The sequence below is a fragment of the Spirillospora sp. NPDC052242 genome (genome assembly GCF_040679555.1).
Lineage (GTDB): Bacteria > Actinomycetota > Actinomycetes > Streptosporangiales > Streptosporangiaceae > Spirillospora.
The window spans coordinates 74289-87275 of the sequence record NZ_JBFAUZ010000019.1 but is presented as its reverse complement, the minus strand read 5'-3'; the positions used below and the strand labels follow the sequence as shown (position 1 = coordinate 87275).

Here is a 12987-nt window from a genome sequence, read left to right as displayed (position 1 = left end):
ATGATCACAGAAGGGGCCCGGCTCGCGGTCATGTTCGACGCGCAGGTCCGCGCGCGGCCCGACGCGGTCGCGTGCGTGACGGGCGGCCGCTCGCCGCGCAGCGTGACGTTCGCCGAGCTGGCCGTCCTCATCGACCGGACGGCGGCGGGCCTGCGCAGCGCCGGGGTGCACGGCGGCGCCCGCACGTCGGTCATGGTGCCGCCGGGCATCGAGCTGCTCGCGACCGTCCACGCGCTGCTGCGGATCGGCGCCGTCCCCGTGCTGATCGACCCGGCGCTCCCGCAGGCGGCGCTGCGGGCCTGCATGGCGGAGGCGGCGCCCGAGGTGTTCATCGGCGTGCCGGTCGCGCAGGCGGCCCGGGTCGCACTGGGGTGGGCGCGCAGCTGCGTCCGCACCTCGATCACGGTCGGGCCGCGGCGGATGTGGCTCGGCCGCACCGTCCACCGGCTGCGCGCGGACGCGCCCCCCGGCCCGGAGAGCTGGCCCGAACCGGAACCCGAGGACCTCGCGCTGATCGCGTACACGTCGGGGTCGACCGGCGTGCCGAAGGGCGTCCCGCTGCGGCACCGGCACCTGCTGGCGCAGGTGCGGATGCTGCACGCGACCCGGCCGCTCGAACCCGGGACGCGGGTGCTGTCCACGTTCCCGCCGTTCGCGCTCGCGGCGACGCTCCTCGGCGGCTGCGCGGTGTTCCCCGCCGTGGACGCGCGGCGCCCCGCGTCGGCCCGCCCGGAGACGCTCGTCGGCGACATCCGCCGGTTCGGGGTGACCGCGCTGTTCGCGCCGCCCGCGCTGCTGGACCGCATCGCGCGGTACAGCCTGACGGGGGGCCACTCGCTGGCGCCGCTCCGCACGGTCCTGACCGCGGGGGCGCCGCTTCCGCACGCGGTGCTCCGGCGGGCGCGCGCCTGCCTCCCGGCGCACGCGGAGCTGTTCTCCGCGTACGGGGCGACCGAGTGCATGCCGGTCAGCGCGATCGACGACGGCGAGCTCGCCGCGACCGGCGACGCGACCGCGGACGGCGCCGGGACCTGCCTGGGCCGGCCGCTGCCGGGCCAGCTCGTCCGCGTCATCGCGGTGACCGACGAGCCGATCCGCAAGTGGAGCGACGAGCTGCTCGTCCCGGACGGGACGGTCGGCGAGATCACCGTCACCGGGCCGACCGTCGCGGACCCGTACCTGGAGCGGCCGGGCGCCACCGCCCGCGCCCGCATCGCCGACGGGGACCGGACCGTGCACCGCATGGGCGACCTCGGCCGGATCGACGCGGAGGGCCGGCTGTGGTTCGCGGGCCGCAAGGCCGAGCGCGTCCGGACCGCGGACGGCGGCGACCTGTACACCGACCACGTCGAGCCGGTCTTCGACGCGGTGCCCGGGGTGCGCCGCTCCGCCCTCGTCGGCATCGGGTCGCCGCCCCGGCAGCGTCCCGTCCTGGTGGTGGAGCCCGAGTCGGGCACCGGACGGGCGCAGCGGGCGCGGCTGCGCGCGGAGCTGCTCGCGCTCGCGGCGCGGCGGCCGGGGACGGCCCCGATCCGCGACGTCCTGTTCAACTACGGGTTCCCGGTGGACGTGCGGCACAACAGCAAGATCCGCCGGAACGAGCTGGCGCTGTGGGCCGAGCGCGAGATCGTCCGCGAGGAGGCCCGCGAACCGTTGCGGCGGCGGGCCGGGGAGGTGCGGTGAAGGTCCTGGTGACGGGCGGCGGCGGGTTCCTCGGCGAGGCCGTGTGCCGGCGCCTCGCCGAGCGCGGCGACACGGTGCACGCGCTGCAGCGGCGCAGGTCGGCCGCGCTGGACGAACTCGGCGTCGTCCAGCACCTCGCCGACGTCCGCGACCGGGCCGCGGTGCTCGCCGCGGCGGAGCTGTGCGACGCCGTCGTGCACTGCGCCGCGAAGGCGGGCGTCGGCGGGCGCGCCCGCGACTACGAGCGCGTCAACGTGGACGGCACGCGGCACGTGCTGGAGGCGTGCGCGCGGGCCGGGGCCCGGCTCGTCCACACGTCGTCGCCGAGCGTCGTGCACGCCGGGCGCGACCTGGCGGGCGTGGACGAGTCCGTGCCGTACGCGCGGCGCTTCCTGGCCGCCTACTCGCGCACGAAGGCGGCGGCCGAGGGCCTGGTGCTGGGCGCGGCGGGGCGGCTCGTCCCGGCCGTGGCGCTGCGGCCGCACCTGATCTGGGGGCCGGGCGACCCGCACTTCCTGCCCCGCCTCGCCGCGCGGCGGCACCGGCTGTGGCTGCTCGGGAGGTCCGACAAGCCGGTCGACACCGTCTACATCGACAACGCCGCCGACGCGCACGTCCGCGCGCTCGACCTGCTGGCGCCGGGCTCGCCGCTGGTCGGCCGCGCCTACTTCATCAGCCAGGGCGAGCCGCAGGGCCTGGGGGCGTGGCTGAACGCGCTGCTGGCGGCGGCGGGGCTGCCGCCGGTGACGCGGCGGCTCCCGTTCGTCCGGCCCGCCTACGCCGCGGGGGCGCTGGCGGAGGCCGCGTACCGGCTGCCCGGCGTGCGGGGCGAGCCGCCGCTGACCCGCTTCCTGGTGAACCAGGCGTCCACCGCGCACTGGTTCGACATCTCGGCCGCGCGCCGCGACCTCGGCTACCGCCCGTCCGTGGACACCGCGACGGGCCTCGCGCGGCTGGCCGCGCACCTGGAGCGGCGGCCGCTGCGGGCGGCGCGGTGAACCGGTTCCCGGAGTACCCGTTCGCGTCGCGGTGGCTCGACCGCGGCGGCGTCCGGCTCCACTACGTGGACGAGGGGTCGGGGCCGCCGGTCCTGTTCGTCCACGGCAACCCGTCGTGGAGCTACCTGTGGCGGTGGCCGATCCTGACGCTCCGCGACCGGTTCCGCTGCGTCGCGCCCGACCACGTCGGGATGGGGCTGTCCGACAAACCCGGCGAGGACCGGTACGCCTACACGCTGGCCTCCCGGGTCGACGACCTCGACGCCCTGGTGGAGTACCTGATCGCCGAACGGGGCGCCCCGGAAACCGGCTGGACGCTGGCGATGCACGACTGGGGCGGGCCGATCGGCGCGGCGTGGGCGGCCCGGCGTCCCGAGCGCGTGGCGCGCCTCATCGTCCTCAACACCGCCGCCTTCCCGAACCCGCACGGCGCACGGGTCCGCGCGCCGCTGCGCGTCCCGTTCCGGGTGCTGCGCGAGACCCGGCTCGGCGAGCGGCTGTTCCTGCGGCACAACCTGTTCGCGCGGCTCGCGACCCTGCCGCCGCTGGGCGTGCGGCGCCCGATGCCGCGGGCCGTCCGCGCCGCGTTCCTCGCGCCGACCGCCGACCCCGCGAACCGCCGCGCGATCCAGCGGTTCGTCCAGGACGTCCCGCTGCGGCCCGGCGACGCGGCGTGGCCGCTGCTGCACGGCGCGGGCGAGGCGCTCGCCGCGTTCGCGCACCTGCCCGTCCTCATCGGGTGGGGGCTGCGGGACGTCGTCCTCGACCGGGCGATGCTGGACGAGTGGCGGCGGCGCTTCCCCGCCGCCCGCACGCACGCCTACGCGGACGCGGGGCACTACGTCCTCGAGGACACCGGCTACCGATTCCTGGTCGAGCTCCGCGACTTCATGTGCGGCTGACGCGCGCCAGCAGGGCGCCGACGCCCGGGTCGAGGTCGGCGTGCAGGACGGTGAGGCGCCCGCCGAGCCACTCCCGGCGCGTCCGGGAGCGCCGGACCTTCCCGCTGGTGGTGCGCGGGACGCCGTTGCGGCGCACCAGCACCACGCTCACCGGGACGCCCGCCGCGCCGCTCGCCGCCCGCCGGATCCGCCGCGCCACCTCCTCGAGCGGCTCCCCGCTCCGCGCCCGGACCTCCTGGACGAGCACGACGTGCTCGCGGCCGTCCCGCACGGCGAACGCCGCGCCCGCGCCCGCCGCCGGATGCGCGCGCCGCGCCGCCTCCTCGAGGTCGTGCGGGTGGATGTTGCGGCCGTTGACGATGACGACCTCCTTCAGGCGTCCGGTCACGTACAGGTCGCCGTCCAGGACGAAGCCGAGGTCGCCGGTGCGCAGGAACGGGCCCCGGCCGTCGCGCAGGCGCGCGCGGAAGGTGCGCCCGGTCGCCCGCTCGTCGCCGCGGTAGCCGCGGGCCACCCCGTCGCCCGCCGCCCAGATCTCCCCGACCCGGCCCTCCCCGAGTTCGGCGCGCGTCTCCGGGTCGACGATCCGCACCTCCGCGCCGGACGGACGGCCCGCGGCGACGAGCTCGGTGCACGGTTCGGCGCCGCCCGCGCGGACGCCCCGGCGGGCCTGCAGCGCCGCCGCGCCGAACCGGCCGACGACCGGGCCGCCCTCCGCCATGCTCACCATCAGCGTCGCCTCCGCCAGCCCGTACGCGGGCGTCCAGCACCGGCGGTCCCAGCCGATGGCGCCGAAGCGCCCGGCGACCGCGTCGAGCGTCGCGGGCCGGACCGGTTCCGCGCCGACCACCGCGCGCCGCAGGCACGAGACGTCCAATCCCTGCGCGTCCTCCGGGCGGCAGCGGCGGGCCAGCCACTCGTACCCGGAGTCGGGCGCGACCGTCAAGCCCGCCCGGTACCGGTCGATCATCTCCGGCCAGAGCGCCGGGCGGGCGAGGAAGGCCGTCGGGGAGGCCGCCACGAGGTCCTTCCCCGCGAAGAGCGCGTGCAGGTACATGCCGACCAGCCCCATGTCGTGGAAGTGGGGCAGCCACCCGGCGGCCGCGCGGATCTCCGGCGCGCCGAGGCCCGCGGTGATGGCGGCGCAGTTGGCGAGGACGTTGCCGTGGGTGACCATCACCCCGCGCGGGCGGCTGGTCGATCCGGACGTGTACTGCAGGTACGCCACGTCGTCCTCCCCGGCGGCGTCCCCTCCCGGCGGGACGGCGGCGGCCGCGGGATCGGCCGCCGGGGCCTCGGTCGGCGCGCAGCGCACGCGTTCGCGCAGGCCGGTCCTTTCCAGCCACGCGTCCAGCATCGCCAGATTCGCCGCGTCGGTCAGGACGAGCCGGGCGCCGGTGTCGGCGAGGACGCCCTCGGCGCGGACGAACGCGCGCGGATCGAGCGCGGGGAGCGGCGCCGGAACGGCGATCGCCCCGGCGTACAGGCAGCCGAAGAAGGCGACGAGGAACTCGGGGCCGGTCGGATGCAGCAGGACGACTGGTTCCCCGCCCGCCCCCAGCCCGGCCAGTCGCGCGCCCATTGCCCGCGCGCGCCCGTCCAGTTCGGCGTAGGTAAGGCGGCGGGTCTCGACCAGTTTCCCGCCCCGGGAAGTGACGAACGCGAACGACCGTTCGTCCCCGTACCGCTCGCTCCGCTCACGCAGGCACCGCACGAGGTTCATCGACTCCCCTTCGGTCACGTAGCGTAATGGTATCGTCATGGAGAGCCATCGGCGGGGTCGGGAAACGGCCAAGCCGGGCAGCGACCGGGAAGGACGCCCGCGATGACGCGACCACTCGCCCCGTTGCGCCGCTTTCTGGTGCTCTTCGTGCCGGCCGTCGGCGCCCTCGCGGTGCTGGCGTTCGGGATGGCGCAGGGCGCGCTGCCCGCGTCGTTCGCGGTGTCGGGGCGGCAGATGCAGGTGTCGGCCGCCGAGCTGTCCGGGCGGGGCTTCGGCCTGCACCCGGCCGTCGTCCACTCGGCCGACGGCGGCGACCACCCCGTCATGGTGCTGACGATGCGTTCGGCGCGGGTCCGCGGGCTGTGCCAGTCCGCGCGCGTCGACACGCCCCTCGGCCGCTACACGGTGCGGCTCAGCGCGAAGGACCCGGCCCGCGCCTCGCAGATCACCGGCCTCAGCATCTCCGCCACCCGCGTCGACGCCGACGTCGACTTCACGTCCCTGCTGCTGAACCGGGACGCCGGCGGGCTCGGCACCGGCACCCCCGCCGACGGCTCCCCCGGCGACTTCGGCGTCGGCGCCGGGGGCTTCACCGTCACCGACGTCAAGGCCGACGCCTGGATGGTGGCGGGCGGCTCCTTCCAGGTGACGGGCCTGGACGTCTCCTTCGGACGCGACGTCCCGGCATGCTTCTGAGCCGCCTGCCCGCGCGCCGGCGCGCCGCCGCGGCGTGGCGGGCCCGCCGCCCCTTCGCCGCGGGCCTGCTGGTGGCCGCGGCCGGCGCCGAGATCCTGCTGGTGCCGGTGGCCGGCACCGGCCTGATCGTCCACACCGGCGTCGGCGGCTACGCCGCCTTCCTCCTCGGCCTCTTCCTCGTCGCGCTGGGCGCCGCCCTCTGGTTCGCGCCGGACCAGCGCGTCCCCGTCGCGCTCCTGACCGTCCTCGCCGCCCTCGCCGCGTTCGTCCTGACGAACCTGGGCGGCTTCCTGGTCGGGACCCTCGCCGCGATCACCGGCGCGTCCCTGGCCTTCGCCTGGACGCCGCCCGCCGACGACGGCTGACCGCGGGCGGCGCCCCGGCGGGCGCGTTCGGACGGGGGGTTCAGACGGCCGCGTCGGCGAGCGTCGTCAGGTCGGCGAGGATCTCCGACGCGGTGACCGGGTCCAGGTCGCCGAGGCGGAGGTGCGAGGGCGAGGCCCAGCGGTGGTCGTCCGGCTCGGGGGCGAGCCAGACGGTCTCGAGCCGCTGGGTGTCGCCGGTCGCGTCCACGGCGCCGACCGAGATCCCCGGGGACAGGTTGACGACGACGTGCCACGCGTCGGCCCGCCGGGAGATCCACCGCTCGATGCCGGCGTCCAGCGGCTGCCCGCGCTCCCAGCCGCGCCGCACGAGCGCCAGCACCGTCCCGAACGGGACGTCGAGGCCCTCGAACCGCTCCAGCCGGCAGCCCTCCCGCTCCGCCTCGGTCAGGACGTGGACGGGCCGGGCGAGCTGCTCGAACGGCTGCAGGATCTCGTAGTCGGCGAACACCTCCCCCCACGCGACGAGCTCGTCACCGAGGTGCAGCGGGTGCGCGATGCCCACGCGGGCCGATTCCGCGAGGACGAACGTCTCGTCGGCGGCGTCGGCGAACGTCCCGTCCTCGGCGACCCGGAACGACGCCGTCCCGCCGCCGTCCTCCGCGACCCACACCAGGCGCCGGGCGAGATGCCGGACGAGCGGGTGCCCGACCAGGTAGGTGCGGAACTCGGCGGCCGTCCAGCGCCGCCCGGTGACGAGCGCCCGTTCGAGGCGGAGCAGCGCGTCGGACGCGGCGCCGCGCACGTCCTTCTTGAGCGCGGCGAACGCCTTGTGCGCGGCGGGCGCCAGCTCGGGATCGTCCTTCGCCCCCGGCTTCGGCAGCGCCTTGCGCAGCTTGCCGGACTCGTCCGTCACGAACGGCTTGAGCTGCTCGTCGAACCCGACCGTGAACCGCCGCGGACCGTAGTCGAGCGTCATCGACCCGTCCGCGTCCAGCCCGAACGCCGGGACGAGCCGGTCCGCGAGCTGCTCGGCGGTGAGCCCGAGCCCGTCGGCCACCTCCTGCACCTTCTCCTGCGCGCGGGCCCGCAGCCCCTTGAACTTCACGTTCCGCGAGATCGAGTCCAGGTGCGACAGCGCCAGGTCGGTGCCGATCTCGGCGAGGACGTCCAGGCCGGTGACGGCGTACTTGTGCCCGCCCTCCCCCGGCCACGCCCGGATGACCGGGGTCAGCATCCGCACCGCCTCGTCGTCCCCGGTGCGGCCGAGCTGCGTCAGCGCCCACGACTCCTTCGACGTCGCGCCCGCGTCCCGCCAGCGGCGGAAGAGGGCGCGGCCGAACTCGGCGAGGGACACGGGGTCGGCGACGGCGAGAACCTCGTCGAGCAGGCCGGACGCCTCCGGCAGGCCGAGGAGCTCGATGAGGTTCCGCGTCTCGCGCGCCGGGATCGCACGCTCCCGGTCCTTGAACAGGACCTGCGGGAGCACGGACGGGTCCGCCCACGCACCCACCTGGGGCCGCTTGACCAGGCCCGTCCGCACCGGGTGGGCCGCCAGCATCGCGCGCAGCTCGCCGGACGCCTCCGGGCGGGCGGCGGCGACCGCGTCGGGGCCGTGCTCGGCGGCGAGCCGGCGCAGCACCCGCTCGGCCTGCCCCCGCTTCTTCGCCGCCGAGCCCAGCGCCCGCACGGCGAGGTACGGCACGGTGTCGAGCCCGTGGTGGTCGAGCCAGGCGTTCGCCACCTGCCGGCCGGGCGGATCGTCCCGGTCGAGCAGGTCGCACATGAACTCGGCGACACCGCGGCTCAGGAACGGCAGCAGCAGCCCCCCGTACCCGCCGGGATTCCCCTCGGCGTACCGGAGGACCTTCTCGACGGCCGCCGTCTCGTGCCGCGCCACCACGACCCGGTGCCAGTCCTTGCCGCCGCCCGCGAGCCAGGAGCCGTCCGCCAGCAGCGCGCGGACGTCGTCTTCGGAGCCGTGCAGCATCAGCGCGTCGAACGGGCGGCGCCCCGCCTCGATGAGGGGCTTCCAGGACGGGTCGTCCGGCGGGCGGACGGACGAGACGTCCGTCGCGAGCCACGCGTCGCGGAGCCCGTCCGGCCAGCGCGTCCGGGCGGGCGGCGCCGCGAGGTCCGCGCGGAACGTTCCCGCCGGCCCCTCCCACGGGGGCGTGACCAGCACCGCCGGGACGTCGGCGGCGGGCGCGTCGGGGACGCGGGCGGCCGCCTCGGTGAGCGGCTCGACGACCGCGCGCACCGCCTCGGGGAGGGACGGCAGGGCGGCGACGGCCGTGTCGAGGTGCGTCCGGACGTGGTCGCCCAGCGGCTCGGCGAGGCCGCGGCCCGCGAGCAGGCGCATGGCGCGCACCGGGAACCGCCGCGCCGCCTCCTGGAGTGCGCGGCGCGCGTACTTGTCGCCGGGGCGGTCCAGCAGCGCCTCGAACGCCGCGTCGGACGGCAGCAGCGCCACGGCCTGGAGGATCTGCTCGCGGTCGCGGCTGTCCAGGCGGCCGTGGTCGAGGTTCGCCAGGAGGAACGGCAGGACGTCCGGGCCGACGCCGTCGACGAGGGTGGCGAGCACCTCCCGGGTCGGGTCGCCCCAGGACAGGTCGACGCCCGCGGTGCGCAGGTGCTCGGCCGTCCCCGCCGAGCACAGGACGAGCGACTTGTTCATGCGGCGGTCGACGTCCGCGAGCGACTCCGCCACCCAGTCGTGCCGGTTCGGCACCAGGTAGGCGGCGAGGATCCGCGTCGCCGGGGTGGTGCGGTGCGGGCCGAGGCGTTCCTGCTCGGCGTCGCCGGCCGCGGCGAGCAGGCTCCGGACGCGCCGCAGCGGGAACGGTCCGGGCCGGTCCGGGTCCCCGTCGTCGCGGGTCGCCCGGACGGTGAACCGGCCGCGCCACACGCCGCCCCCGGCCGCCGTCACGACGGTCGTCCGGGACAGCTCGAGGAGGGCGCACCCGGCGAACCCGGGGCCGTGCGCGGCCGTCCAGGCGTCGACGAACGTGCGCCACACCGGCTGCTTGAGGTCCCCGAGGGCGCGCATCACGAGCTTCGCGATGACCGCGGCGCCCACCGGGTCGGGCGTCCCGTCCCGGTGCCGCCGGACGGCCTCCGCGATCTCCGCGGTCGGGCGGCCGCCCTCCAGCATCGCCTCGACGATCCCGTCGCTCCGGTCGACCAGCCGCGCGGCGGCCCCCGGCGCCTTCGGGTCGGCCTCGATCACGGGCGCGGGGGCGCCGCCGCGCCGGGGGTGCACGGACCGCAGCCACTCGTCCGGCAGGGCCGGGACGTCCTCGTCGGGCAGGGTCGGGAGCCGATCGTTCATGTGGCCTAACCGTAGAGGATCAAGCCGCCGAAAACGTCACGAACCGGGAGGTCAGACGGCGGCCTCGCGCAGCGTTTCGAGGTCGGCGACGATCTCGGACGCCGTCACCGGATCGAGCTCGCCGAACGGGGGCGGGGTGCTCCGCGACGCCCAGAACCGCCCGGGCGACGCCGCGAGGCGCACGTACTCGACGGTCTGCACGTCGCCGGTCGCGCCCGGTTCGCCGACGGAGAAGCCGGGGTCGAGGTCGATGATCGCGTACCGGTCGGCGCCGACGCGGCGGGACATGTACTCCTGGCTGCCGGCCTCCCCCGGCTCGGCGCGCTCCCAGCCGCGCTTCTCCAGCCCGAGGACCGTCCCGAACGGCGCCTGCAGCCCCTCGAACCGCTCCAGCCGCCCGCTCTCCCGCTCCGCGGCGGTCAAGACGTGGACGGGCCGGGCGAGCTGCTCGAACGGCTGCAGGATCTCGTAGTCGGCGAACACCTCCCCCCAGGACCCGAGGGAGTCCCCGAGGTGCAGCGGGTGCGCGATGCCCACGCGAGCCGATTCCGCGAGGACGAACGTCTCGTCGGCGGCGTCGGCGAACGTCCCGTCCTCGGCGACCCGGAACGACGCCGTCCCGCCGCCGTCCTCCGCGACCCACACCAGGCGCCGGGCGAGGTGCCCGACGAGCGGGTGCCGGACGAGGTGCGCGCGGAACGCGTCCGGCGTCCAGCGGCGGCCCTCGACCATGGCGCGTTCGAGGCGGCGGAGCTGGTCGGCCGCGACGGTCCGGACGTCCTTCTTCAGCGCGGCGAACGCCTTGTGCGCGGCGGGGGCCAGCTCCGGATCGTCCTTCGCCCCCGGCTTCGGGAGCGCCTTGCGCAACTTGCCGGACTCGTCGACCACGAACGGCTTGAGCTGCTCGTCGAACCCGACCGTGAACCGGCGCGGACCGTAGTCGAGCGTCATCGACCCGTCCGCGTCCAGCCCGAAGTGCGGGACGAGCCGGTCCGCGAGCTCGTCGAGGGACAGCCCGCGCGCCTCCGCCACCTCGGCGATCTTCTCCCGCGCGCGGGCCCGCAGCCCCGTGAACTTCACCTTCTGCGAGATCGAGTGCAGGTGCATCAGCGCGACGTCGGAGCCGATGCCCGCGAGGACGTCCAGGCCGGTGACGGCGTACTTGTGGCCGCCCTCCCCCGGCCACGCCCGGATCAGCGGGACGAGCCGCCGGACCGCCTCGTCGTCGCCGGAGTTGCCGAGCTGGACGAGGGCCCAGTTCTCCTTCGACGGACGGCCGAGATCGACCCAGTGGGCGAAGACGCTCCAGCCCAGTTCGGCGAGGGACGCGGGCTCGAACGCCGCGCGCAGCTCGTCCAGGCCGTACGGGACGGGCAGGGCCAGCAGCTCCAGGAGCCTCGGGAGGGCGTCCTGCGGCAGGGCGCGGTCCCCGCCGCGCAGCAGCACCTGAGGCAGCGCGGCCTGCCGCACCCAGTCGCCGATCGCGGCCCGCTTGACCAGTCCCGTCTGCGCCGGGTGCGCCGCGAGGAGCGTCCGCAACGCGTCCGGCGCGGCGGGGAACGCGGCGGCGACCGCGTCCAGGCCGTGCCGGACCGCGAGCCGGCGCAGCGCGTGCTCGGCGGCCCGGCGCGCCTTCCCCGGTTCGCCCAGCGCGGCCGGGGCGAGGTACGGGACGGTGTCCGTGCCGTGCAGGTCCAGCCAGGCGGCGGCCCCGGCCGCGCCCGCGCCCCGGCGGAACAGGGCGTCGGCGGCGGCCGCCGCGATCGGGGCGCTCAGGAACGGCAGGTACAGGCCGGCGCCGTCTCCCGGCCCGCTCGCCGCGCGGGACGCCAGGTCGTGGGCGTCGATCCCGTAGCGGGCGACGACGGGTCTCATCCACTGCTCGGCGTACGCGGTGCGCGCCATCCGCGGCAGGATCGGGCGGACGACGTCCTCCGGCCCGTACAGCAGGAGGTTGCCCTCTTGCAGGCGCCCCATGAACCGGCCCGCCCCGGCGGCGAGTTCCGTCCAGTCGGGTTCGGGGTCGAGCCGCCGCATGTCGCTCGTGTCGGCGGCGAGCCACTTCGCCCGCATCCCGGCGGGCCAGGCGATGCGCGGCGCGGGCGGTTCCAGGCCGGGCACCACGGGCCGCACCGGCCGCTTCCAGGGCGGCGGGGCGGTCAGGCACGCCGGAAGGTCGGCCGCCGGCGCCTCCGGGACGCGCCGCGCCGCCGCGGTGATCGGCTCGACGGCGGCGCGGACGTCGTCCGGCAGGTCCGGGAGCGCGGCCGTGACCAGGTCGGCGTTCGCGCGGACGTGCCCGTCGAGGAGCGCGGCCGCGTCGCGCCCGGCGGCGGTCGCCAGGAGGCGCAGGGCGCGGCGGGGGAACCGCCGCATCGCGTCCATCAGCGCGGCCCGGGCGTGCCGGTCGTCCCGCCGGTCCAGCAGCGCGCGGAACGCGTCGTCCGTCGGGAGCACGGCCATCGCGGCGAAGAGGCGCTTGCGGCCCTCGCCGTCCACCCGCCGCCCCTCGACCGCCTTCAGCAGGTACGGCAGCGCGGCCGGGCCGATGCCGTCGGCGAGCGTCGCGATCTCGCCGGGCGACGGCGAGGGCCGGTACAGGCGCGGCAGCACGGCGTCGAGCTGGGACGGCCTGCCGATCGAGCACAGCGCGACCGTCTCGAGCAGTTCCCAGGAGGTGCGGGCGGCGAGCAGTTCGTCGACCCGGTCCTGGCGCGCGGGGAGCAGGTACGCGACGATCCACGCGCCCGGCGCCGCCTCCTCGGCCGGCCACTCGACGGCGTCCAGCCGCTCGGCCGCCGCCGCGTACCCGGCGTCGTCGGCCGCCGCGAGGAACGCCCGCACGCGCCGCAGCGCCTCCTGGTCGGCCGGGGCCAGGGGGCGCGGCATCCGCTTCCCGTTGTGGAACCGCCGGTCGGCGGCCAGGGCTGCCTTGCAGCGCTCCGTGACGGCCTCGACGGCGAACGCGAGTCCGTGCTCGGCGACCCACGCGTCGACGAACGTCCGGAACGTCCGCCCCTTGCGCTCGGGCCTCCGCTCCGTCTTCACCACCGCCGCCGCGACCGCCGCCGCCCCGGCCGGGTCGGGCTCGCCGTCGAGGTACCGCCGGACCACGCCGGCGTCCCCCTCCACCGCCCGGACGGGCGATTCCTCCACGAGCCGCCGCGCCTGCCCCGGGTCGCCGGGCTTCACCGGCACGGGCACGCCGCCCCGGCGGGGGTGGACGTGCCGGAGCCACGCCGTCGGGAAGTCGAGCACGTCCTCGCCCGGCGTCGCGGAGCGCTGGTGATCATCCATAGCAGGACAACGTAGGGCATGCCGCCGACGTCAC

At 77.0% G+C, this 12987-nt stretch carries 8 protein-coding genes; 5 read left to right on the top strand and 3 right to left on the bottom strand.

Annotation, left to right across the window (positions count from 1 at the left end):
• The 3 genes from AB0L25_RS17585 to AB0L25_RS17575 are packed head-to-tail and all read left to right on the top strand — an operon-like array spanning nt 1 to nt 3583.
• On the top strand, nt 1–1683 hold the full coding sequence (locus tag AB0L25_RS17585) for a fatty acid CoA ligase family protein (RefSeq protein WP_500173219.1): 1683 nt from the start codon (nt 1–3) through the stop codon (nt 1681–1683).
• Nucleotides 1680–2681 carry an NAD-dependent epimerase/dehydratase family protein gene (locus AB0L25_RS17580; protein WP_500173217.1) on the top strand — a complete coding sequence of 334 codons (1002 nt, stop codon included), beginning with the start codon at nt 1680–1682 and terminating at the stop codon, nt 2679–2681. Before AB0L25_RS17585 ends, AB0L25_RS17580 begins: the two co-directional genes overlap by 4 nt.
• Entirely contained in the window at nt 2678–3583 is a 906-nt protein-coding gene (locus AB0L25_RS17575; RefSeq protein WP_500173215.1) for an alpha/beta fold hydrolase, read from the top strand. Before AB0L25_RS17580 ends, AB0L25_RS17575 begins: the two co-directional genes overlap by 4 nt.
• Here the strand turns inward: AB0L25_RS17575 and AB0L25_RS17570 are convergent.
• Nucleotides 3570–5324 (bottom strand): fatty acyl-AMP ligase, encoded by a 1755-nt coding sequence (locus AB0L25_RS17570; protein ID WP_500173213.1) that lies wholly within the window; start codon nt 5322–5324, stop codon nt 3570–3572. The genes AB0L25_RS17575 and AB0L25_RS17570 overlap by 14 nt on opposite strands.
• A gap of 84 nt (nt 5325–5408) precedes the next feature.
• On the opposite strand from AB0L25_RS17570, the gene AB0L25_RS17565 reads away from it, so the two are divergent.
• Together AB0L25_RS17565 and AB0L25_RS17560 are read left to right on the top strand one after the other, a co-directional pair.
• Entirely contained in the window at nt 5409–6002 is a 594-nt protein-coding gene (locus AB0L25_RS17565; RefSeq protein ID WP_500173211.1) for a DUF6230 family protein, read from the top strand.
• A complete protein-coding gene (locus tag AB0L25_RS17560; RefSeq protein WP_500173209.1) occupies nt 5993–6367 on the top strand; it encodes a DUF6114 domain-containing protein in 375 nt (124 codons plus the stop codon). The genes AB0L25_RS17565 and AB0L25_RS17560 overlap by 10 nt, the downstream gene beginning before the upstream one ends.
• A 40-nt stretch (nt 6368–6407) precedes the next feature.
• Here the strand turns inward: AB0L25_RS17560 and AB0L25_RS17555 are convergent, their stop codons facing one another.
• The gene (locus tag AB0L25_RS17555; protein WP_500173207.1) at nt 6408–9656 is read right to left on the bottom strand and encodes a DUF4132 domain-containing protein; all 3249 of its coding nucleotides are present in this window, start codon (nt 9654–9656) and stop codon (nt 6408–6410) included.
• A 51-nt stretch (nt 9657–9707) separates the two neighbouring features.
• On the bottom strand, nt 9708–12953 hold the full coding sequence (locus tag AB0L25_RS17550) for a DUF4132 domain-containing protein (protein WP_500173205.1): 3246 nt from the start codon (nt 12951–12953) through the stop codon (nt 9708–9710).
• Nucleotides 12954–12987 lie beyond the last annotated feature (34 nt).